Source organism: Aquiflexum sp. TKW24L (assembly GCF_023502205.1).
Taxonomy (GTDB): Bacteria; Bacteroidota; Bacteroidia; order Cytophagales; family Cyclobacteriaceae; genus Cognataquiflexum.
Map to the genome: position 1 here is coordinate 72,911 of NZ_JAMFLG010000001.1, position 22,873 is coordinate 95,783.

Sequence of the window (22,873 nt, forward strand, 5' to 3'; positions counted from 1 at the left end):
CGGAAATTAAGTCACTGGCAAAGAAGCGTAATTCTATAAATTGTTACCTCAATTTTTTATTCTCCTGATGCCTGTCTTTGTCTCTGATATTTTTTTTATCAAAGTTCTTTTGTAACGCTTCTGTCAGGTCTACACCTGTTTGATTGGCTAGGCAAATAAGGACCCAAAGGATATCGGCCATTTCATCTGCCATGTTGATATCTTTGTCAGATTCTTTGAAGGATTGTTCACCGTACTTTCTTGCCATGATTCTGGCAAGTTCCCCCACTTCTTCCATCAATATCGCGGTATTGGTCAGTTCATTAAAGTAGCGAACACCGACTGTTTGGATCCAATCATCCACTAATTTTTGGGCTTCCGAAATGGTGACTTCTTTATTCATCAGACAAAATCCTCCCCTTTGGCTTTTGCTGCATTGACAAATTCTCTGAATTTTTTATCCCCATCCATTTTGCAGATGATGAGGACATTTTCTGAGTCATTGATGAGGTATTTGTCTAACCCTTCAATTACCACCAATTTCTGCGGGCTTACTTTGATAAAGCAGTTTTGGGTATTATAAAGAAGGGCATTTGCTTCCACAACATTATTTTCTTCATCCTTGTCATGAATTTCATGCAAACTTGACCATGAACCAAGGTCGGACCATCCAAAGTCCCCGAGAACAACATAAACCTCATCGGCCTTCTCCATGACACCATAATCAATAGAGATGTTTTTGACCAAAGAATAGGCCTTCTTGATAAAGTTTTCTTCACTTTCCTGAGCAAAATGCGTTACACCTTCTTCAAAAACCTCAGCCACATCAGGCATATATTTTTCAAAAGCCTTGATGATACTACTGACCTTCCAAACAAACATCCCGGAATTCCAGACGAAATCCCCGCTTTCCATAAATGTCAAAGCCAATTTTGCATTGGGCTTTTCAGTAAAGGTCTTTACTTTTTTGACAGGATTCCCTTGGTTGCTGATGTATTGGATATAACCGTAACCCGTCTCAGGCCTGTTAGGTCTGATGCCAAGAGTAATCAACCTATCATCTGTGTCCGCTGCTGCAATGGCTATTTCAATAGTTTGGAAAAAATTGTTCTCTTGAAGTATAAGATGATCGGCCGGAGTCACAATGACTTTAGCCTCAGGGTTTTTATTCAAAATCCTATAACTCGCATAGGCGATGCAGGTAGCCGTATTTCTTCTCAGAGGTTCAGTAAGGATTTGGTCTTCCGGTATTTCAGGAAGCTGTTCTTTAACCAGATTTTCATACTTGGAATTGGTCACTACAAAAAACTGTGATTTGTCAGAAATCATCACAAACCTGTCGTAAGTCATCTGTAACAATGTCCTTCCGGTACCAAGGATATCTAAAAATTGTTTGGGTCTGTTGTTTCTGCTATATGGCCAAAACCGGGAACCGATTCCACCAGCCATAATCACAATATAGGGTCGATCTTCCATCAAAGTTGGTTAAACTATTCCTTCTTTCATTAAATCATGAATATGGATAAATCCCGCCACTTTTTCGCCATCCAAGGCCACCAGTTGTGTAATATTAAATTCCTTCATTTTATTTAGTGCGACGATGGCATATTCTTCGACCTGAATGCTCTTTGGATTTACGGTCATGATATCGAGTGCCCTTACCTTGGAGATATCAGTCATCCTTTGAAGCATCCTCCTCAGGTCACCATCAGTGATGATGCCCATCAGCTTAGACCCCGAATCTAAAACAGCTGTCGCCCCCAGTCTTTTTCCGCTGATTTCCATGATTATTTCTGCCAAAGGCGCATTCTCTCCCACTGCCGGAACCTGGTTTTTTGGAACCACATCACCTACAGTTAGATAAAGCTGTTTGCCCAAAGCACCTCCCGGGTGGTATTTTGCAAAATCTTCACTTGTAAAACCCCTGGCTTCCAAAAGACAGACTGCCATTGCGTCGCCCAAAGCCAATTGTGCAGTAGTACTTGAAGTTGGAGCAAGGTTATTTGGACATGCTTCCTCTGCTATTATTGCTTTCAGAACAAAGTCTGCATTTTGTGCAAGATAACTATCAAGATTGCTCACCATGGCAATGAGTTTTGATCCAAGCCTTTTTAATAAAGGAACAAGAACCTTTATTTCAGGCGTATTCCCGCTTTTTGAAATACAGATCACAAAGTCTTCTTTCTGGATCATACCCAAGTCTCCGTGAATAGCATCAGCAGCATGCATAAAAAGAGCCGGAGTTCCGGTTGAATTCATCGTCGCTACGATTTTATTGGCTATGATCGCACTTTTTCCGATCCCGGTAATAACTACCCTTCCTTTTGACTCCAAAATTGCCTCAATACAGGCAACAAAATCCTCATCTATATAATTTACGAGGTTTTGAATGGCATTTGCTTCTGTTTGAAGCACTTTGATGGCACTACTTTTAATATTTTTTGTTAACTTCAAAACTGCTGTTGTTATTCATTAGATTTGTAACAAAGGTATAAAAGAAATCCTTTAGAATTTTAATTTGTACCCATATGGGTACCATGGTAATATCAATTAATTGTGGATCAAAGCGCAAAAGAAAAACTTAAAATCATTTTCGGTTTCAACCAGTTCAGAGGAACCCAAGAAGCTATTGTGGAAAACGTATTGAAGGGAAAAAACACCTTCGTCATCATGCCCACAGGAGCCGGTAAATCATTGTGTTACCAGTTTCCGGCCGTAGTCAGTGAAGGCACCGCCATCGTCATCTCCCCCCTTATTGCCTTGATGAAAAATCAGGTTGACCAATTAAATGCATTTGGTGTCAACGCCTATTTTCTCAATTCCACCCTCAATAAATCCGAGACAAACAAGGTAAAGAAAGAAGTGCTGTCGGGGAAAGCCAAGCTACTCTATGTGGCTCCGGAGTCTTTGACAAAGGAAGAAAACATGCTTTTTCTCAAAGAGGCGAAGCTTAGCTTTGTTGCCATTGATGAGGCACATTGTATTTCAGAATGGGGACATGATTTCAGACCGGAATACCGTAAAATCAAAACGATCATCGCCCAGATCGGATCGCACCTACCAATCGTTGCTTTGACTGCTACTGCCACTCCAAAGGTTCAGGTGGACATTCAGAGAAACCTTCAGATGGAAGAAGCTGATATTTTCAAATCTTCATTCAACAGGCCAAATCTCTATTATGAAGTCCGGCCAAAAGTGAAGAATGAAACCAAAAAGCAGATCATCAAATACATCAAATCCCAAAAAGGAAAATCAGGAATTATCTATTGCCTCAGCCGTAAAAAAGTCGAGGAAATAGCCGAACTCCTGAAAGTCAACGGGATAAATGCTGCGCCTTACCATGCCGGGCTTGACCAGAATGTACGGATCAAAAACCAAGATGATTTTCTCAATGAAGAGACTGACGTTATCGTAGCTACCATTGCATTTGGAATGGGCATTGACAAGCCGGATGTCAGGTACGTCATCCATTATGATGTTCCCAAATCTCTGGAGGGATACTACCAAGAAACAGGTAGAGCCGGCAGGGATGGCCTCGAAGGACATTGCCTGATGTTTTATAAGTATGATGACATCGTCAAGCTTGAAAAATTCAACAAAGACAAGCCTGTAACCGAACGGGAAAATGCCAAAATCCTTCTAGAGGAGATGACTGCCTACTCGGAAAGTACGATGTGCAGAAGGCGGGTTTTGTTACATTATTTCGGTGAAATGATGGACTATGACTGCGGCAATTGTGACAACTGCAAGAAGCAAAAGGAAAAGTTTGAAGGGATAGATTACCTGCTTTCAGCAATATCCGCGGTAAAAGAGACCAACAATAGATTTAACTTAGCCCATATCGTCAAAGTAATCAGAGGTGAAAAAGACGATTATATCGCAAGCTACGGCCATGATCAGATCTCTGTTTTTGGAAAAGGAAAGGACGAAGATGAAAAGCTTTGGAAAACTGTTGTCCGTCAAGCCCTGATTCTGGGATTCCTTGACAAGGACATCGAAAACTACGGAGTTATCAAAATAACTGCCAAAGGAGAAAACTACCTTGAGGGGCCTTATTCCGTTGTTTTAAGCAAAGATTTCGATTTTGATGAAGTCATTGTGGACCCCAATGCCGAGGAGATCGCAGCAGGAGGAAAAGCTTATGATGAAAAGCTTTTTGAATTGCTAAAAGCTGAGCGAAAGAAAGTAGCCAAATCCAAAGGGCTTCCACCCTATGTCATTTTTCAAGACCCGTCTTTAGAGGAAATGGCTACTGTTTATCCTACAAACAAGGAAGAACTGGCACAGATCAATGGGGTCGGAATGGGGAAAGTCACTAAGTTTGGTGCCTCCTTCCTGAAGCTGATCGAGGATTATGTGGAAGAAAATGAAATAATTACAGCGTCAGATGTTGTAGTCAAAACAGCCGGTAACCGATCCAAAGTTAAAATTTCTATTATCCAACAGGTTGACAGAAAGGTGAATTTGGACGAAATCGCAGAAAACCTAAATCTTTCCATGTCAGAATTGATTGGAGAAATAGAGCAGATTATCTATAGCGGAACCAAACTGAACATCAACTATTACATTGAAAATATCATGGACGAAGAACGTGAAGACGTTCTACATGATTATTTCATGACTGCTGATTCTGATAATATTAAAGCTGCTTTAGCAGAACTTGAGGAGGAGGATTTCGCTGAAGAGGAAATCCGTGTCTACAGGATCAAGTTCATTTCAGAGCATGCCAACTAAAACGAATTTTATTAATGAATATATTATTATTAGGTAGCGGAGGCAGAGAACATGCTTTTGCATGGAAAATTGTAAGCAGCCCAAACTGTAAGCAGCTTTTTGTTGCACCCGGTAATGCGGGCACCGCTTCTATTGCAAAAAACATTTCCATATCTCCTACTGATTTCAATGCACTTGCTGATTTTTCAACCGAAAACCAGATAGACATGATTGTGGTAGGACCTGAAGAGCCTTTGGTGAAAGGGGTTACTGATTTTTTCAGTAACCATCCTACACTTCATAGTTTGCCTGTGATTGGACCATCTCAAGCCGGTGCGCAATTGGAAGGATCCAAGGATTTTTCTAAGCAGTTTATGCAGAAATATGACGTTCCTACTGCGGCATACGAGACTTTCACAAAGGACACATTCAAAGAAGGAATAGACTTCATCCGTCAACAATCTCTTCCGATAGTATTGAAAGCAGATGGCTTAGCTGCCGGAAAAGGTGTGCTGATATGTCAAAGTTTTACAGAAGCGGAAGATTCCCTGAAAGAAATGTTGCTTGAAAGCAAATTTGGAAAAGCTTCTGACAAAGTTGTTATTGAGCAGTTTTTGAAAGGAATTGAGCTTTCTGTTTTTGTGGCCACAGATGGAAACCACTATAAAATCCTTCCCGAGGCCAAAGACTACAAAAGAATCGGAGAGGGTGATACAGGTTTGAACACCGGCGGAATGGGCGCAGTAAGTCCTGTACCTTTTGCAGATGCGGACTTTATCAAAAAAGTTGAGGACAGGATAGTAAAGCCGACCATTCAAGGTTTGAAGGAAGAGAATATCCCCTATGTTGGGTTTCTTTTTATCGGGCTGATGAATGACGGCGGTGAGCCTTATGTTATCGAATACAATGTCAGGATGGGAGATCCTGAAACGGAAGCCGTATTGCCACGGATCAATAGTGATTTTGTGGATCTTCTACATGCCATGGGAACAGGAAAATTGGACTCCTATGATTTGGAAATTGCATCATATACCTGCACAACTGTCGTATTGGTAGCAGGCGGATATCCCGGTGATTATGTAAAAGGAAAAAAAATAGAAGGTCTTGATTTTCCAAGTGACATTTCGGATTCCATCTTATTCCATGCCGGAACAAAAATTTCTGAGTATGGGGAAATATTAACCAACGGCGGAAGGGTACTTGCCATAACCGGAATAGGAAAAGACATAGACTCAGCATTGGAAAATGCGTATTCAAGAGTAGCCGAAGTTTGTTGGGACGGTATTTATTACCGGAAGGACATTGGTCAGGATGTGTTAAATTTGATTAAATAAATCCCAAAACCACGAGGAGAAATTTTCTCCCATTATATATAAAATTATGTCAGGATGTACTAGCTGCTCAACCACCTCCGGCTCTAGCGGAGGCTGCCAAAATAACGGCACCTGTGGAACAAGCGATTGCAATAAAATGAATTCCTTTGATTGGCTTACCCATATGGGGATACCTTCGGTTGATAAATTTGATATCGCAGAAATCAAGTTCAAAGGAGGAAGAAAAGAATATTATAGAAACATAGACCACATTTCCCTCACTACCGGTGATCCCGTAGTAGTCGATGTTCCAAATGGTCACCATATCGGATATGTTTCACTTCAGGGTGAACTTGTTCGTTTGCAGATGCAAAAGAGGAAAATCAGGGATGACGACAATATCCTTAGGATTTATCGTGTGGCAACACAAAAAGACCTTGAGAAATGGGAAGAAGCCAAAAACAGAGAAATCCCAACTCTTTATCGTGCAAAACAGATCATAGATGAAATGAAAATGGAGATGAAACTTTCTGACGTGGAGTTTCAGTCTGACAATTCAAAAGCTACATTCTATTATTCGGCCGACGACCGGGTTGATTTCAGGGAATTGATCAAGTCCCTAGCCTCGGAGTTTAAAATCCGGGTGGAAATGCGGCAGATAAGCCTTAGACAAGAGGCAGGTAGACTTGGCGGAATTGGAGTTTGTGGCAGGGAGTTATGCTGCTCCACCTGGATTTATGACTTTAAAAGTGTCAATACTTCTGCAGCGAGGTATCAAAACCTTTCTCTTAATCCAACAAAACTTTCGGGACAATGCGGAAGGCTGAAGTGCTGCCTCAACTATGAGCTCGACACCTATATGGCTGCTTTGAGTGATATTCCTGAAGTGGATAAACCCTTGCAGACTGAAGCAGGATCAGCAAAACTTCAAAAAACAGATATTTTCAGGAAGCTGATGTGGTTCAGCTACAACAATGACAATAACTGGCATTCGATCACTTGTGAAAGGGTTTCTGAAATTCTTGAATTGAATTCAAAAGGAGTGACTCCTTATGACCTCAAGACAAATCATGGCAAGGAACAGGAAGATTTGATTAACAAATCCAATATGGAACTTGATGCGCTTGATAAGAAATTCAGCAAAACCAAGAAGTCCAAGAAGAAAAAGAAACCAAGAAATCCGGGAGAAAATCTGGCAGATGCTAAAGAATCTTTGAAGGAGGAAAGACCAAGTAACCAAAAATCAGAAGTCAGACCCAATAAGCCGGCTTCTGAAAAACCCGGTCAAAACAGGCAAAATCCTACAAGGAAAAATGTAGAGAACAGACCAAAACCGGTTGAAAACCAAGAAAAGGGACCACAAACTCCAAGAGAGGGTAATCCTGACCAAGTTCCTAAGAAGAAGAAAAACAACAAAAGAAGGTTCAATTCCAAGAACAAAGGAGATCAAAATAAAGGAGATCAAAACGCAGGGCAATAATATGAAGCTAAGATTATTGGTATTGCTGCTCTCTGGCTTTCTATTTGTAAGCTGCGCGGGAGATCGGCTTTTTGAAGAATATGAAGGACTGAAATCCGGAACATGGCATGTTTCGGATACAGTTTCCTTTGATGTATCTAAGATCTCCAATCCCAACAAAACCCTAGTCGGCATAAAGTACACCAAGGATTATGAGTTTAGAAATCTCTATTTAATGTACATTCTCAAAGACAGTCTTGGTCAAACGGTAGAATCCAAATTGCTCGACATTCCGCTTTTTGAAAGCAAGACTGGAAAACCGCTTGGTGACGGTTATGGAAGTACTTTTACCCGATACGATACTTTGCCTTTAGGTACTCTTTATAGCAGTATTCATTTAGTCCAATACATGAGGGTGGAAGAACTTACAGGAATCGAGACTGTAGGAGTGAAAGTTGTTAAAAAATAGAATCAATCACCCAAAATCGGCTTATCCATCCAAAACTGCCTACTGTAATAAAATTTGTATGGCCATCCTTTTTCCCTGAGTTGTAATGGATGATAAACAAATGCCTCTTTGGCACCTGTAGAATCATATAACCTTTGGTCATCCGTCAGCAAGGCTTCTTTATATTCACCCGAATCTTTGACAGCAAGATCCATCCATGTGGATGCGTAGTATTTTTCCAAAACAAAACCTTGGTAATGTCTTTCGATTTTATCTTTCAATGACCATCCTGATTCGAATCTATTTGGAGATTGTATAGGTATTTTATAGCTTTTTCCTTCACTGATGTCAATTACAAAGCTGAGATAATCCCGGAGCATTTTTATTCCTTCATTCTTCAATTGATCTGAATTGAAATCACTTGGCTTGATACTACTTACAAGAGTAATTTTCTTTTTTGCCCTTGATATTGCCACATTCAACCTGTTGACTCCTCCCTTTTTGGAAAGCATACCAAAGTTAGCGATGAGCTTTCCTTTTTTATTTTTGGCATAGCCAATACAAAATATCACCCAGTCAAATTCATCCCCCTGAACATTTTCTATATTCTTGATTGAAATGTTTTCTTGCTGGATTTGGCTTTCTTTTGTCACAAGTTCCCGGATATATTCCATTTGGAAAAAATTAAAAGTGATTACCCCTATACTGAAATCAGGATTGGATTTCTGAATAGTTTTCATTTCCTCCAATACAGCTTCTGCCTCGGCTATGTTGGTTTGCTTTTCCCAAATCCCATCTACATGTTCCCACCTGAATGGGTTATCAGACGAATTGACCAATTCTAATTTCGTCAACATTTTTAACCTGTTTTCATAGAAATTTTGGTTGGAAAAATGGATCAAGGGCAATTGTTCGCTTCTATAATGTCCCTGCAACCAAAATTTTTGGAAATAGGCGGAGGCCAACTCGAGCAGGGATTCAGTCTCAGCTTCAATTCCCTCTTCTTCTGTTTCCAACCTGACCTGATAAAGATCAAAGGGCCGAAGTTGGTTGGAATCTCCGGCAATGACCGTCTGCTTTCCTCTAAGCATGGCTGGAAGCCCTCTTTCAACATAGCATTGGGATGATTCATCAAAAATCACCAAGTCAAAAGACTGCTTTAGAGGGAAAAGTGCAGAAACGGTTTCAGGCGAAGCCAACCAACAGGGAACTAGTTGGAATATTTCTTTTTCAAAATTTTCTACAAGCTTTTTGATACTCCAGATTTTCTTTTGCTTGCTTACTTGATGGGAAAGTTCCCGATAGGTAATGAGATTGCCAAGCCGGTTGAATTCCAGATTTCTATAGGTATTTTCCCTAAGCCTGATCTCTGCGATGTACTTGGACAGCTTCCATTTCTCCAAAACAGCCTCCATCAATTCCTCTTGGGTCTGATTTGTTTTGGAGGTGACCACATCTTGGAGCGCGGGATACTTTGTTTCGATATGCCCTATCCAACTCAATTTTAATCCCGCCAAAAACAAACTTTTTAAGTCCTCAAAATCTCTGCTTGGATAGGTGGAAAGTATTTTTTCCATGACCTGGACATCCTGTTCTTTTAGCCTGTTTCGCAGCCTATCAAATACCACCAAATCTTGGAAAACTTCTTTCACTTGGGATTCCAGAAGTAAAATCCCTTCTCCGGTATGTTCTGTAATCAGGTGCTGAATCTGTATTTTGCTTAGGTAAAGAGACCAATAAGGGATTTTTGCTTCCAACTGTTCAATGTGATTCAAAACCAATTCGATCCTTTCGATAAATTCCCTTCCCGCACGCAGGTTTTCTTTCAAAACATCTTCCAAAAGACCCAGCTTATTTAATAGTATTTTGGCCTTTACGGTTTCCGAATAAAGACTTGAGACATGGTTGAAAGATCTAAAATCAAAAGGTTTGATAGGTAAATCAATCCAACTTCTTTCGCTTAATACAGCATAGAGGTGGTTGAGATTCAACCTGTTTTCAAGCTTTTTGATCAGGGTTTTGACTCCATGAACAGTCGCCTGCAGCTGGTTTTCGAAAAGCAGGCGATATACCGACTGAAATCTTTTCTTCTTCCATAAAAGTGGGAAGTTCTTCCTCCATCCCTTTTTCCTTTCCAAAAATTCAAGACAGAGCTGTAGTTGATTTTCAACATCTCCATCTTTGCTGTGCCATTCCATTCCTTCCTCTGCAAAAAGTGCCTTGATCGCATCTAGTTTATGATTTAGCCAGAGCAGGTCAACTTCATTTTGCGGCAAAGCTTTGACAGTCCAAAAAAGGTTAAGCTTTTCATCATCCTTGAGTAATTCTAACAGGTCATAAATTTTTTGCTTTTGCTCAAAAAAAGAAAATAGAAAAGAAGCTTTAAATGATTTAAGGTTCACAAAATCATTTTCAAATCCCTTCTTCAGTGTATGGATTTCTGATATTACTTCCTGCATCCTCTTGGATACCGCAGGTTCGAAACTGCTAAAATCCACCCTGTGGAGCCAAAATGATTCTGAATTTTGAAATTTTCTAAATAAAGTGGTATAGCTCCTAAAATCCCTCAAAAAATCGTTGACCCTACCAGCATGAAATCTTCTGTAATACTGATTCATGTCAAATGCCTCTTCAGATAACTTAGAACTCAAGTATAATTCCTTGATCGGAACACCACATTCTTCGGTATTAAAGAGTGCTTTTTTTAAACCTGAAAAATATTCACTGTCAAAATCAATCAGTCGGGAAAGCTGTGAAAATTGCCTTTCCAACTTGATGGCGTCTATCCCACGATTCAGTTCCTGATACCTGTCCAAAGACAGTATCTGATCGTGTATTTTTTTGTATAGCGCTTTTCTATCCGCCCGAAAGTCATGTACCAAAGACAAAAAAGCGCCGAATCCCTCATTGGACAACCTTTTGAAAACAACATCCAAAGCGGCACGCTTCTGTGAAACGATCAGCACTTTCTTTCCTCTAGCTATGAAATCTATCGCAAGATTGCTGATGAGCTGTGATTTTCCGGTTCCGGGAGGACCTTCTACCACGCATGACCGTCCCTCTCTTACTGATTTGATCACTTCTTCCTGACTGGCATCCACAGGAAATACAGAGTACAATTGATCCTCCCTAACAGGAGTCGGCTGAATTTCTTCAGGAGCAAACCACTTTTGGAATAAGGATTCCAAATCGGGGAACTCCTCCCCTGCCATGATATCCTCATAGTCTTGGATCAAAAAACTGGCCTTTTGTGAAAACTGTCCCAAAACACCATAAGGCTTCAATTGAAGCTTTCCGGTTTTAAATTGCACTTCATCGAGAGACTTTGCTGATTCGGGAAATGCTGATATTTTACTCTCATACAATTCTGAACTGAAATTCAAAAAAAACTCCTCTTTGAGCAGTGCATATAGGTCATTCCGGAATCCAATTGGATCTGTTGAGAAATTTTCCAAAGGATTTTCTTCTCCAAAATAATTATGGTCTTTACCATAAGCATAGGCATAGGCCAATAAAAATGCTTTGTTGAAAAAGGGAGTGTCTGAGCCATTTCTTTCCAAAACCCAATGGTTATCAGACTTGACCAATGCTACAGGGAAGAAAATCAAAGGACATCTGATGACTTGATCGTTGAGTAATTTTCCTTCCACATATGGCCAACCCACAAAAAGGCTTTTCTCACCTGTTTCTGTTTCTGCAACTTTGACAAAATGTTCAAGCCTGTTGAGTCTTTGGGAAAGGAGATTGACTTGTTTGTCTCTTGGGTCCGCAAATGGAATCAGGGTCAGCTTTTTCTCTTTTGCCAAGAGTGATTCGACAATTTCGAATGCAGGTTGATGGTTGAGAAAATCCAAATCATTCAAGTCTACCATCTGACTTGGGATCAGTCGGGGAAGGTATATAGACCTGTTCCTGCTGGAAAGGTCCAATAACCGGTTGAGGTAGATCTGAAGGATATCTTTTAGCATGGATCTATTTGAACGGAGAATCTTTCTCCTTTGCCATGTGGTTATAGACAATGCCATCCATGACTCCCGGCATCCATTTGTTTAGAAATACCGCGAGTTTTCCCTGCCTTGTAAGCACAATATCTCTTTTCCTTTTGACAGTGGCATTGAAGATCTCTTGGGCGACTTCCTCAGATGTCATCATTTTTTCTTCTTCTCGTGGAGATTCACCCTGTACGGAACCATCTGCTGTCAGGGCATTATTTCGGATATTGGAGGAGGTAAATCCAGGGCAGGCAACAAGGACATGCACTCCTCTTTTCATGACTTCTGTCCTGAGTGATTCAAAAAAACCGTTCATAGCATACTTGCTTGCGGTATAGGCAGTCCGGGCGGGAGTACCCCGATAGCCATTGATGGAAGATACACCGACGATTGATCCTTTATTTTTTAAAATCTGCGGGAGACAGTATTTGGTGGCATAGACTGTCCCCCAAAAATTTGTATCCATCACCTTTCTGAAAACTTCCATGTCGAGGTCTTCGAAAAGTGCACGCATCGAAATGCCTGCATTATTGATCAAAATATCTATCCTACCATAATGCCTGACGGTATCTTCGGCCATGTATTTGTTGTCAACCTCCGATCCTGCATCTGCCAAAATCCCATAGGCTTCAATTCCTGACTTTCGCAGCAGGACCAAAGATTTATCTAACTTCACTTGAGACCTTCCTGTAATTACGATTTTAGCTCCGGCCTTCCCAAACACCAAAGCGCAAGCCTCTCCTATCCCTGAAGTAGCCCCGGTCACAATGACAACTTTATCTTTTAATTTCATGAAAACAACTTTGAAAGCTTAAAGATAAAAATTCGACTTGAAGCCTTGCAATCAGACTTAATGTTTTTGGAAAGTATAAGAAGGAGAAGCAGATTCCAATGAAAGCTAATTTTGCCTCTATTTTTAATTTTCATTTCTCCAATCTTCCGATCCAAACCCCTATTTTTGCGCCCATGTCGAGAAAGATGAAAAATAAGGTCATCCCCAACCTTAGGATAGAAAGGATAGCTGCTGAGGGAAAGTGCGTGGCACATTATGAAGGAAAGGTAGTTTTTGTAAGTAATTCTGCTCCCGGTGACCTGGTAGATGTCAGAATCAACCGTGGCAAAAGCTCTTTTATGGAAGGAGAAGCCATCAAATTCCATGAATACTCGGCAGACAGAATCGAACCTTTTTGCTCTCATTTTGGAACTTGTGGCGGTTGCAAGTGGCAACACATCAATTATGATTTGCAAAAAAGTTACAAAAGACAGCAGGTGGTCGATCAGTTTGAGCGTATAGCAAAAGTGGATATTCCGGAAGTGTTGCCGATTCTTGGCTCAGCTAAAACCCAATATTACCGTAATAAACTTGACTATACTTTTTCGAACAACCGCTGGTTGACCAGAGAGGAAATCAATTCAGGTGCACAATTTGAAAGAAATGCTTTGGGATTTCATATCCCAAAGATGTTTGACAAAATCATAGACATAGACCATTGTTACCTCCAAGGAAATATTTCCAACGAAGTGCGGATTGCAGTGAGGGATTTTGCAAGAGCAGAAAACCTCAGTTTTTACAACATCCGAAATCAAATTGGCCTTTTGCGTAACCTGATCATAAGGACAACAAGCACAGGTGAATCGATGGTCATTGTGCAGTTTGGGGAGGATGACGAGGAATCCGTCAACAAGGTCATGGAATTTCTTCATCTAAAATTCCCACAAATAACTTCCCTTCTTTATATCATCAACCTAAAAAAGAATGAAACTTTCAACGACCTCGATGTCATTACCTTTGCAGGCAAAGACTTTATCGAGGAAGAAATGGAAGGTCTTAAATTCCGCATCGGCCCCAAATCTTTTTACCAGACCAATTCCGAACAGGCCTACGAACTTTATAAAGTAGCACGTGAATTTGCTGACCTACAAGGTGATGAGGTAGTTTTTGACCTTTACACAGGAACTGGTACGATTGCCAATTTTATTGCAAAGGCTGCAAAACAGGTTATCGGAATAGAATATGTCGAAGCGGCCATTGAAGATGCGAAACTTAACGCCAAAGTAAACGGAATAGAAAACACGCAATTTTATGCAGGCGATCTAAAGGATATTCTGACAGAAGATTTTGTAAGAAACCATCCCAAACCGGATGTGGTCATTACCGATCCTCCTAGAGCCGGAATGCACGAGGATGTGGTCAAAATGCTTTTGAAACTGGAAGCTCCCAAGCTTGTGTATGTAAGTTGCAATCCTGCCACCCAAGCGAGGGATGTAGCATGGCTCTCAGAAAAATATACAGTAGATAAAATCCAGCCTGTTGACATGTTTCCACAGACTTATCATGTTGAGAATGTTGTACGCTTAACCTTAAAACCATGATATCAGATTTCAACGACCCGGAATTGAGCGGCAAATACCTTGGAACCATCACCAAAGACTTTGTGAAGGTTTCTGATATACTCAAGGAAGCTTCCTATCAAGTCAGAAGTAGAAAATTCTCTGACTTTCCGATCTTCCCTATTTCTAAGGATGTGCAGCCGATTGGCAAATTGCTTTTGGGAAAAATAGAAAAAGACTTGGACTGGAATTATTTCATCACCTATGTGGATGAATTTATTCAAAGAAAGCTTATAGGAGAGGATTTATTGGACGATTTTAAAGCAGCATACAAAGACCCCGACGAATTCTGTTGCCTTTTTGTTATGGATGGGGTATTTACGAGTTTCGTTTATATTCCTTATCCTGAAGATTAATTTTATCAAAGTCCTGACACTATCAGGACTTTGATTTTTTCAAGAACGAAGCTGATTTTAATCAGATAATTTAATTTTTTTTCCATTTACCATACTATTCTACCTCAGGACAGGAAAATCAGGTTTGAAAATGCTCAAGCTATTGATTTTCTTAAAAAGCGTATTTATATTGACTTATCAATGGTGAACAGAATATTATTTCACCATTCATTATTACAAAAATTAATCATTGCGTGAACCACTATTTATACGTTCCTTTAATTGAAATATTTATTTTCCGGAAATGAATAAAGAAAAAGCATTTGATATTCCTTCTGCAGTTTCCAAACTCCGGGAAGGTGATGAAAAAGCATTTTCTCAGTTATTTGAATTTTTTAGACCAAAAGTTTACAACACTTCCAAAAAGATGAATCTCTGTGCAGAAGACGCAGAGGAAATAGTACAAGAGGTATTTTTGATTATTTGGAAGAACAGACAGAATTTAAACAGCGAACTTTCATTTAATGCTTACCTGCTTACAATTTTAAAATCCCTCATCATAAAAAAATCGAAGAAGGAAGCCAAAAGGATAGCCTACGAGGTATACACTCTTTCTACTCAGGAAATAGAAAGTAATGAAACAGAACAGGAGATTGAATATTCCGAATTTGAGCAGCTATCATTTTCTGAAATCGAGAAACTTCCAAAAACTCAAAAGACAATTTTCAAAATGAAGAATTATGACAACCTTCATTCCGGAGAAATTGCAGAAAAATTGGGAATTTCAAAAAGAACAGTAGAAAGTCATATTTACATGGCCACCAAATCAATTAAAGATAAACTTCAAAAAAAATACTTGATTGCCATCAAATCTTTGGCAATAGGACTTTTTTACTACTTTTTGTCATATTGATTTACAGCGCTAAGGCTGAATTATTTATCATTTCAATAAAAAAAGAAAATATTTTCTATTTCGGACTAAGTAAATCCTATCTGATCGTGCTATATATATAAAAGGGATGCCGGATGAATTATAGCAAGAAAGATATAGACAGATTTTTTGAAGGAAAACTGTCAAAAAAAGAGGCGAAAAATTTTTTGAACTGGCTAGACTCCCCGGCCGGAGAAAATACCTATAATACCATCATCGAGGGGATTTGGACAAATGATCCCAACAAAACTGAATCACCACAAGAGAAGGAAGACCCTCACATTCCTGTTTTGTCAAAACCGGTAGCATTTGGTTCGTCAAATCCCAAAACCAATAATTGGACTGCAAAGAAAAAAGCAAAATTGGTAAGGTTCACTTTTGGGATTGCCGCTACCCTGATTATGGTAATTTCGGTGAGCTATATTTTCTATTTCAATACCGCACCAGCTCAGGAAGCGGTAGAACCTGTTGCTTCCATCACGGCATTACCTATTGAGAGATCAACTCCCAGAGGCAATAAAAAATTAATCACACTTCCGGATGGATCCACTGTGGTATTGAATGCTGAAAGCAAACTGACCTATTTTGATGATTTTGCCAAAAACCGCACACTCAAATTGGAAGGGGAAGGATTTTTTGAAGTAGTCAAGGATGAAACTCACCCATTTACTGTCATTACCGAAAACATCTCAACTACCGCATTGGGCACAAGTTTTAACATCAAAGCTTACCAAGGTAATCCAAACATTCAGGTAACATTGGCAACAGGGAAGGTCCGGGTAGAAAACAGTATAGACCAAAAACTTATTGAAATCCAGCCTGGTGAAGCGGTTTATTATTCTGAAGCCAAAAACACCCTGAAAAAACAAAATGCAGATTTATCCCAAGTGCTAAGTTGGAAAGAAGGCATCCTCCAATTTGAAAAAACTCCATTCAATGTGATAGTAAAAGATTTGGAAAGATGGTATGGGGTAAATATTGTGGTAAAAGGAAACAATACAATTCCGGAGTATAAATGCTCAGGCACATTCAAACCCCATGAGTATCTGTCCAATGTTTTGAAAGTCTTGAGCTTTTCAGTAAATTTTGATTACACAATAAATGGAAATGAAGTAATTCTCGAATTCAAATAACCTATGCCTATGAAACAAAAAATAAACCACCTCTAAGCAATCCACTTCTTAAGTTTAATGAAGTGATTTTCCATGAATTATCCCTACTAGAAATAAATCAAAAAATAGTACCATAATATATTGATTGACACTAACACAACCCAAAATATGTCACAATCGCTACTAAAAACTATGAATATGGTCTTTAAAAGCACTTTTATAAGTGCTCTATTATTGACCATAGCCTTCCTAGAGGCAAATGCAAACAACAATTCGGTCCAGATCAAAAGCATTGATGAAGTATACATCAAACTTGACATCCGGCAAGGCAGTCTTGAGAATATCCTTAATGCGATAGAAAGCAAAACGGATTACAGCTTTTTCTACACTGAGAAAAACCTCAAAGACAAATCAAATATTGAACTCAGTAAATATGACGGTACTGTAGCTGAAGTCCTGTTGGAAGTTGCCAATAAAAAGCAACTACATTTCAAACAGGTCAATAATGTAATCAGCGTCAAATCAATTACGCCAGAAAATTCGGCTAAGAAAATCGACATTGAAGTAAATGATGATTTTGTTGAAATCTCCGGAACGGTCACCAGTGAATCAGGTGAAACGCTACCGGGTGTTGCTATTTCCGTTGAAGGAACCACACAAGGAACTGTAACAGACATTGACGGAAAATATAGAATCTCTGCTCCTGAAGGGGCTACATTGGTATTTTCCTACATAGGATTTGCTCCCCAAAGAATTCAAATTGGAAACCGCTCTGTAATTGACGTTGTGATGGTACAAGAGGCAAGAGCCCTTGAGGAAGTCGTAATCGCGGCTTTGGGTATCCAAAAAACTTCCAGAAGTATTGGTTACTCTGCTACCAACGTGAGTTCGGATGAAATGACAATCAACAGGACTCCAAATTTCATGAATGCGCTTCAGGGAAAAATAGCCGGTGTGGCCATCTCGCCAATGGGAACCGGACCTGGTGGAACAACCAAAATCAGAATCAGGGGTCAATCTTCAATTTCCGGCCAAAACAATCCTTTGATTGTAGTCAACGGTATTCCGATTGACAACACCAACTTTGGTACAAATCCAGGTAACACCGGTGCTGACAATTCTATCGGTGTAAGGGGCGGTGGTGTTACTTCTGACGGTGGTGACGGTCTGAGTAGTATCAACCCAGATGATATCGAAAGCATGACCGTCCTAAAAGGTGCGGCTGCATCTGCACTTTATGGATCCAGAGCCAAAGACGGTGTCATCATGATCAATACCAAATCAAGAGGGGATTCAAAAGGTATCGGAGTAACTTATAATTTGAATTATACCAATGAAACACCTTTGGACTTTACGGACTATCAATATGAATATGGACAGGGTGAACAAGGTGTAAGACCTACTACTGCAAATCCCACTTCAGGTCAATGGTCTTTTGGTGAAAAATTTGCGCCGGGGATGTCACAGGTTCTGTTCAACGGAGTGACTGTTCCATATGTGCCTGTACGGGGTATTGTAGATGACTTTTTCAGAAATGGACAAAATGTGACTAACTCTATTATGGTATCCTCTTCAAGCGAAAAGGGTGGTCTTAGCTTCTCCTTCTCTGACCTTAGTAGTAAAGGTATTGTGCCTAACAACTCTTTCAACAGAAAGACTGTCTATTTAGGATTTGGATATCAGTTGAGCAAAAGACTCAATTTTAAGGGAAATATCAACTACTCTATTGAAGATAACAAAAACCCACCAAACATAGCAAACCAGGATAACTCCATTCCTACTGCGCTTTATAACATGGCCAATTCGATGCCTCTGAATGTTCTTGACGAAAATAAATTCGATGCCAATGGAAATGAAGCAGTCTATTCTAGATTTAGAAACAGAACCAATCCCTATTTTACACTTGCTAGACAGTTTCAGAATATCAAAAGAGACAGGATTTTTGGAAACGTAGCTGCAAAGTATGACATTACCCCTTGGCTATATATCCAAGGCCGTGTTGGACAGGATTATTGGTCACGAGACCAAGATTTTAACAATTTCCCAACAGGACAAGCATCTTTGGCTGCAGCTCCTGTGGGATTTGTCAATGGCCTTTATACCCAAGAATCAAGAAGATTCAGAGAAGTCAATGCTGATTTCATCCTTTCCGCCACCAAGGAATTTGGTGATTATGGTATCAATGCCAATATAGGAGGTAACCACATGCAGCGAAGTTTTGATGTGAATAACGTTCAGGCAAGGGATTTTGTAGTGCGTGATCTCTATACTGTCCAAAACGGTAGGGTTAAAGATCCGATTTTTGACAGGTCCGAAAGAGCTGTAAATTCCCTCTTCGCTTTTGCTGAATTTTCTTATAAAAAGTATCTATTTATAAATGGTACAATAAGAAACGATTGGTTCTCCACCCTTTCCCCTGCAAACAGAAGCATTCTTTATCCTTCCGTTTCTACAAGCTGGGTTTTCACAGAAAATACCGGAACATCCGATTGGTTTAATTTTGGAAAACTGAGATTGGCTTATGCAGAGGTAGGTAGTGACTCGGATGTGGGACCTTATTCCAATGTTCTATTCTACGGCGTCAATGCCAACCTATTCAACAATCAACCTGTTGGCGGACCTATTGGAAGCACACTTCCAAATCCAAACTTGAAACCTATGCGGGTGGCGGAGACTGAAATAGGTGTGGACATGAAGATGTTCCAGGGAAGGCTCTCATTGGATCTTGCAGCATACAGAAAGATCACAAGTGATCAGATTGTAAGTGCACAGATTTCCGATGCTTCGGGATTTGTGAATACTTCTATCAATAGCGGTCAAAGTAGTAACAAAGGTATTGAAATGTTATTGACTGTTGTACCGGTTGAAACCAGTAATTTCACTTGGGAAGCTTCCTTCAATGGAGCCTATAACATTACAGAAGTCTTGAGCCTATTGACAGACGTACCTGGCGACAGAATAACTGTAGGTCAACATGTATTCAATGGTGAACTCAGACAGATCGTAGGCCAAGAAATGGGTCAGATTGCAGGATTTGGTTACAGAAGAGATGATCAGGGAAGAAAAATCTTCGGCGCAAATGGTTTACCATTGAGAACAACTGATCTTATCAATTTTGGCAGTGCGCTTCCCAAATGGATTGGAGGGATTAACAATTCCTTTAATTACAAAGGAGTTTCTCTTTCATTCCTCATTGACTTCAGGTTAGGTGGGACAATGTTATCAGGAACCAACTTCAATGCAGTAAGACATGGATTGCACAAAATGACCCTAGATGGCCGTGAAGGCGGAGTAGTAGGTGATGGAGTGAATCAAGCAGGCGAAGTCAATACTGCCGTAGCACCTGTTCAGTCTTATTGGGAAGTTGTAAGATCCCTAGCTTTGGTAGAACCGGTTATTTACAACTCCGGTTTTTGGAAGCTGAGACAAATTACTATGGGTTATGACTTCAGCAAATTTATTCCTGAAAAATTCCCTGTGAGCGCAGTTAGACTAAATCTGGTTGCCAACAATGTCTTCATGATCAAGAAATGGGTGGACAACATTGACCCGGAATCATTTGGGTACACCTCAGACAACCTTGTGGGTATGGAATCCACAGGTCTACCTACTACAAGAGGCCTTGGTTTCAATCTTAATGTTAAATTTTAATCAGAGCAACCATGAAAAAGATATTAAATTTTATTCTCATTGTGCTAATGCTAGGCTACAGCACATCATGCGACCAAAACTTTGATGAGCTAAATACCAACAGAGTTGCTGCTACTTCCATTGATCCTGCGTTTCAATTGAATAATGCTACTGTCAATTCTTCACCAAACTCATTTGGAATGTTGGTTTTTGAAATGGGAATTGTCCAACAAATCATATCTCCCAATTCAGGTGTATTGACAGGGGCAAATTTCAACCAGGACAACAGGGGTTCCACCCAAGACAACTGGATCAAATATTACAGAAATGTGATCAAAAACACCAAAGATGTGATTTTCCGAATCAAAGATGACCCAACTAGAAGCAATCTTCTGCAGATGACCCGGATCATGCAAGCCTATGGATTTATGGTTTTGACTGATTCATACGGCTCAATACCTTATTCAGAAGCCGGTGTGGGATACAGCAGCCAAATCTTTTATCCAAAATATGATACCCAAGAATCCATTTATGCGGATATCATCAAAGAATTGGAAGAAGCTTCGGCTGCTTTGAATACCAGTGGAAGAATTGAAACTGCTGATATTTTATTTGCAGGAAATATTGATAAATGGAAAAAATTCGGCTATTCTCTTTTATTAAGAGCAGGAATGAGGCTAAGCAAAGCAAACCCAACACTTGCCCAACAGACTGTTGCAAAAGCATTTGCAGGTGGTGTCATTCTAAATAATACCGATAATGCCGTTATAATTCATGACGCCAATTATGTCAATCCTGCAGGCAATACACTCAACGCCACCGAAGCTGCTAACTTTTACATGACAGCACCTTTTGTGAATTTCTTGAAAAGTACCAACGACCCAAGATTAGGAGCAATTGCCGTAAGATATGTGGGTGCAAAATCTGGACCTGAACAACAACCTGCAAGGCAAACTTTTGACCCGGCACTTCAGATTGGTATGCCTATGGGCAATGATAACGCTGGTGCTATAGCGGCTGCTGCAAATCTTGGATTGGCCAGCTTCTATGATTTCAGTCAGGTTGACAGAAGAAGGGTTGCAAAAATAACTGCACCTGGATTTATTGTTACAGCTTCTCAAACCAATCTTTTGTTGGCAGAAGCAAGACAGAGAGGTTGGATTACTGCCGGTACAGCAGCAGAATATTTCCAAGCAGGTGTCAGAGCGCATATGGTGCAAATGGCTTTGCATGATGCGGCTTCGACCATTCCAGCACCGGCAATTGATGCTTACATCACCGCCAATCCTTTGGTAGATGCTACTGCGCTACAGCAGATCAATTCTCAATATTGGGTATCTTCATTGATGAACGGCCCTGAGTCCTTTGCGAATTTTAGAAGATCTGGTTTCCCTGTTCTTCAGGCAAATCCATTTCCGGGCAGAGAAGTATTGTTTATCAATAGGCTGACTTATCCAAACTCGGAAATATCTGTTAATTCAGATAAAGTAGGCGAAGCCATCGCCGCACAAGGTGCTGACAACCTTGAAACAAAAGTTTGGTGGCATAAATAATTTCCAATGAAGGTTCGGTATATGCCGAACCTTCATTTCCTTATCAAAATCCTTTATTCAATTTAATTTTCTCAAAAATGACTAGGAAAATATTCCCTGTTTTGGCTTGCCTTTTTCTAATTGTATTTGGAATAGAAGCCCAACAAATCTCGAAAGAAGAACTTATTTACCTGACGCGTGAGTGGAAAGGAGAACGATTTGAAGATGGCAGACCAAAAGTTTCTGATGATCTTTTGAAAAGGATGAGACTTGTCACCCATGATGAAGCCTGGGCGGTCATGCGAAATGCAGGATACAAATATCAATATGCAGACGGATGGCAAATCATCAATCCTGATAGTATTCTGATAGGTAGAGCAGTTACGGCAACTTTCCTTCCAGGCAGACCTGATATCCATGATGCCATAGATGACAGAGGTAAAAAAGAAGGTAAACGCGGACAAAACTCTTGGCCAGTAGACTTACTTGTCAAAGGTGATGTCTATGTAGCTGATCAGTTTGGTCTTCATGTAGATGGCCCGACTATAGGCGATAACGTAGGAAATGCCATTTATGCAAAAACAGGAAATGGAATCGTATATGATGGCGCAATCAGAGATGTAACAGGTTTAAAAGAAATTGGAGGATTTACTTCCTATTACACCAGTTACCACCCCTCCCACCATAACCAACAAGGAAATCTAAATACCATGTTGACCGGAATCAACCAACCTACCAGAATCAGGCAAGTGACAGTAATGGCCGGAGACGTGGTTTTGGGTCGAGACGGAGGTGTTTCATTCATCCCTGCCCATTTGGTGGAGCAGGTAGTGGTGACTTCCGAAGTAGTCCGGCTCAGGGACATGTTTGGTCACGAAAGGTTGAGAGCGGGCGTATACACAGCAGGTCAAATTGATACAAGATGGTCTGATGAAATTGAAAAAGACTTTTCCAATTGGCTTAATGAGCACATTGATGAACTTCCGATTCCTCGAGAACAAATTCAGGAAATTCTGAAAAAAAGAACCTGGTAAGATA

Annotated in this window: 16 protein-coding genes; 11 read left to right on the plus strand and 5 right to left on the minus strand. The window is 40.1% G+C overall.

Going from position 1 to position 22,873, the window contains the following annotated elements:
• Nucleotides 1–43 precede the first annotated feature (43 nt).
• The 3 genes from M3O96_RS00315 to M3O96_RS00325 are packed head-to-tail and all read right to left on the minus strand — an operon-like array spanning nt 44 to nt 2,433.
• Nucleotides 44–382 (minus strand): nucleotide pyrophosphohydrolase, encoded by a 339-nt coding sequence (locus tag M3O96_RS00315; RefSeq protein WP_249717457.1) that lies wholly within the window; start codon nt 380–382, stop codon nt 44–46.
• Complete coding sequence (locus tag M3O96_RS00320; protein ID WP_249717459.1) at nt 382–1,455, minus strand: mannose-1-phosphate guanylyltransferase; 1,074 nt, start codon at nt 1,453–1,455, stop codon at nt 382–384. The genes M3O96_RS00315 and M3O96_RS00320 overlap by 1 nt, the downstream gene beginning before the upstream one ends.
• Before the next feature lie 9 nt (nt 1,456–1,464).
• On the minus strand, nt 1,465–2,433 hold the full coding sequence (locus M3O96_RS00325) for a KpsF/GutQ family sugar-phosphate isomerase (RefSeq protein ID WP_249717462.1): 969 nt from the start codon (nt 2,431–2,433) through the stop codon (nt 1,465–1,467).
• A 102-nt stretch (nt 2,434–2,535) separates the two neighbouring features.
• On the opposite strand from M3O96_RS00325, the gene recQ reads away from it, so the two are divergent.
• The 4 genes from recQ (at nt 2,536) to M3O96_RS00345 (ending at nt 7,933) form a co-directional block, all read left to right on the plus strand.
• A complete protein-coding gene (gene recQ / locus M3O96_RS00330) occupies nt 2,536–4,713 on the plus strand; it encodes a DNA helicase RecQ (protein WP_249717464.1) in 2,178 nt (725 codons plus the stop codon).
• Nucleotides 4,714–4,727: 14 nt separating this feature from the next.
• On the plus strand, nt 4,728–6,026 hold the full coding sequence (gene purD / locus M3O96_RS00335; RefSeq protein WP_249717467.1) for a phosphoribosylamine--glycine ligase: 1,299 nt from the start codon (nt 4,728–4,730) through the stop codon (nt 6,024–6,026).
• Nucleotides 6,027–6,162: 136 nt separating this feature from the next.
• Nucleotides 6,163–7,485, plus strand: coding sequence for a PSP1 domain-containing protein (locus M3O96_RS00340; protein WP_249717470.1), 1,323 nt, complete (start codon nt 6,163–6,165; stop codon nt 7,483–7,485).
• Nucleotide 7,486: 1 nt separating this feature from the next.
• A complete protein-coding gene (locus M3O96_RS00345; RefSeq protein WP_249717475.1) occupies nt 7,487–7,933 on the plus strand; it encodes a gliding motility lipoprotein GldH in 447 nt (148 codons plus the stop codon).
• Between the two features lie 2 nt (nt 7,934–7,935).
• Here M3O96_RS00345 and M3O96_RS00350 read toward each other — a convergent pair whose 3' ends face one another.
• Nucleotides 7,936–11,880 carry an AAA domain-containing protein gene (locus M3O96_RS00350; protein ID WP_249717479.1) on the minus strand — a complete coding sequence of 1,315 codons (3,945 nt, stop codon included), beginning with the start codon at nt 11,878–11,880 and terminating at the stop codon, nt 7,936–7,938.
• 4 nt (nt 11,881–11,884) lie between these two features.
• Nucleotides 11,885–12,697 carry an SDR family oxidoreductase gene (locus tag M3O96_RS00355; RefSeq protein WP_249717482.1) on the minus strand — a complete coding sequence of 271 codons (813 nt, stop codon included), beginning with the start codon at nt 12,695–12,697 and terminating at the stop codon, nt 11,885–11,887.
• A 173-nt stretch (nt 12,698–12,870) separates the two neighbouring features.
• Here M3O96_RS00355 and rlmD point away from each other — a divergent pair, with 173 nt between their 5' ends.
• From rlmD to M3O96_RS00390, 7 genes are all read left to right on the plus strand, one after another.
• Entirely contained in the window at nt 12,871–14,277 is a 1,407-nt protein-coding gene (rlmD, locus tag M3O96_RS00360; RefSeq protein ID WP_249718043.1) for a 23S rRNA (uracil(1939)-C(5))-methyltransferase RlmD, read from the plus strand.
• Nucleotides 14,274–14,651, plus strand: a complete 378-nt coding sequence (locus M3O96_RS00365; RefSeq protein ID WP_249717485.1) for a hypothetical protein — start codon at nt 14,274–14,276, stop codon at nt 14,649–14,651. Before rlmD ends, M3O96_RS00365 begins: the two co-directional genes overlap by 4 nt.
• Nucleotides 14,652–14,934: 283 nt before the next feature.
• Nucleotides 14,935–15,543: an RNA polymerase sigma factor gene (locus tag M3O96_RS00370; RefSeq protein WP_249717488.1), complete on the plus strand. Its 609-nt coding sequence runs from the start codon at nt 14,935–14,937 to the stop codon at nt 15,541–15,543.
• Between the two features lie 113 nt (nt 15,544–15,656).
• The gene (locus M3O96_RS00375; protein WP_249717490.1) at nt 15,657–16,694 is read left to right on the plus strand and encodes a FecR family protein; all 1,038 of its coding nucleotides are present in this window, start codon (nt 15,657–15,659) and stop codon (nt 16,692–16,694) included.
• A 171-nt stretch (nt 16,695–16,865) separates the two neighbouring features.
• Complete coding sequence (locus M3O96_RS00380) at nt 16,866–20,324, plus strand: SusC/RagA family TonB-linked outer membrane protein (protein WP_249718045.1); 3,459 nt, start codon at nt 16,866–16,868, stop codon at nt 20,322–20,324.
• A gap of 11 nt (nt 20,325–20,335) precedes the next feature.
• Nucleotides 20,336–21,856 (plus strand): SusD/RagB family nutrient-binding outer membrane lipoprotein, encoded by a 1,521-nt coding sequence (locus M3O96_RS00385; protein WP_249717491.1) that lies wholly within the window; start codon nt 20,336–20,338, stop codon nt 21,854–21,856.
• A gap of 77 nt (nt 21,857–21,933) precedes the next feature.
• Nucleotides 21,934–22,869, plus strand: a complete 936-nt coding sequence (locus M3O96_RS00390) for an RraA family protein (protein WP_249717494.1) — start codon at nt 21,934–21,936, stop codon at nt 22,867–22,869.
• Nucleotides 22,870–22,873 lie beyond the last annotated feature (4 nt).

Bases quoted from the DNA above. Each gene is read 5' to 3' on its own strand.
- M3O96_RS00315 (WP_249717457.1), bottom strand. From the start codon at position 382: ATGAATAAAGAAGTCACCATTTCGGAAGCCCAAAAATTAGTGGATGAT.
- M3O96_RS00320 (WP_249717459.1), bottom strand. From the start codon at position 1,455: ATGGAAGATCGACCCTATATTGTGATTATGGCTGGTGGAATCGGTTCC.
- purD (WP_249717467.1), top strand. From the start codon at position 4,728: ATGAATATATTATTATTAGGTAGCGGAGGCAGAGAACATGCTTTTGCA.
- M3O96_RS00340 (WP_249717470.1), top strand. From the start codon at position 6,163: ATGAATTCCTTTGATTGGCTTACCCATATGGGGATACCTTCGGTTGAT.
- M3O96_RS00345 (WP_249717475.1), top strand. From the start codon at position 7,487: ATGAAGCTAAGATTATTGGTATTGCTGCTCTCTGGCTTTCTATTTGTA.
- M3O96_RS00350 (WP_249717479.1), bottom strand. From the start codon at position 11,880: ATGCTAAAAGATATCCTTCAGATCTACCTCAACCGGTTATTGGACCTT.
- M3O96_RS00355 (WP_249717482.1), bottom strand. From the start codon at position 12,697: ATGAAATTAAAAGATAAAGTTGTCATTGTGACCGGGGCTACTTCAGGG.
- rlmD (WP_249718043.1), top strand. From the start codon at position 12,871: ATGTCGAGAAAGATGAAAAATAAGGTCATCCCCAACCTTAGGATAGAA.
- M3O96_RS00365 (WP_249717485.1), top strand. From the start codon at position 14,274: ATGATATCAGATTTCAACGACCCGGAATTGAGCGGCAAATACCTTGGA.
- M3O96_RS00370 (WP_249717488.1), top strand. From the start codon at position 14,935: ATGAATAAAGAAAAAGCATTTGATATTCCTTCTGCAGTTTCCAAACTC.
- M3O96_RS00375 (WP_249717490.1), top strand. From the start codon at position 15,657: ATGAATTATAGCAAGAAAGATATAGACAGATTTTTTGAAGGAAAACTG.
- M3O96_RS00380 (WP_249718045.1), top strand. From the start codon at position 16,866: ATGAATATGGTCTTTAAAAGCACTTTTATAAGTGCTCTATTATTGACC.
- M3O96_RS00385 (WP_249717491.1), top strand. From the start codon at position 20,336: ATGAAAAAGATATTAAATTTTATTCTCATTGTGCTAATGCTAGGCTAC.
- M3O96_RS00390 (WP_249717494.1), top strand. From the start codon at position 21,934: ATGACTAGGAAAATATTCCCTGTTTTGGCTTGCCTTTTTCTAATTGTA.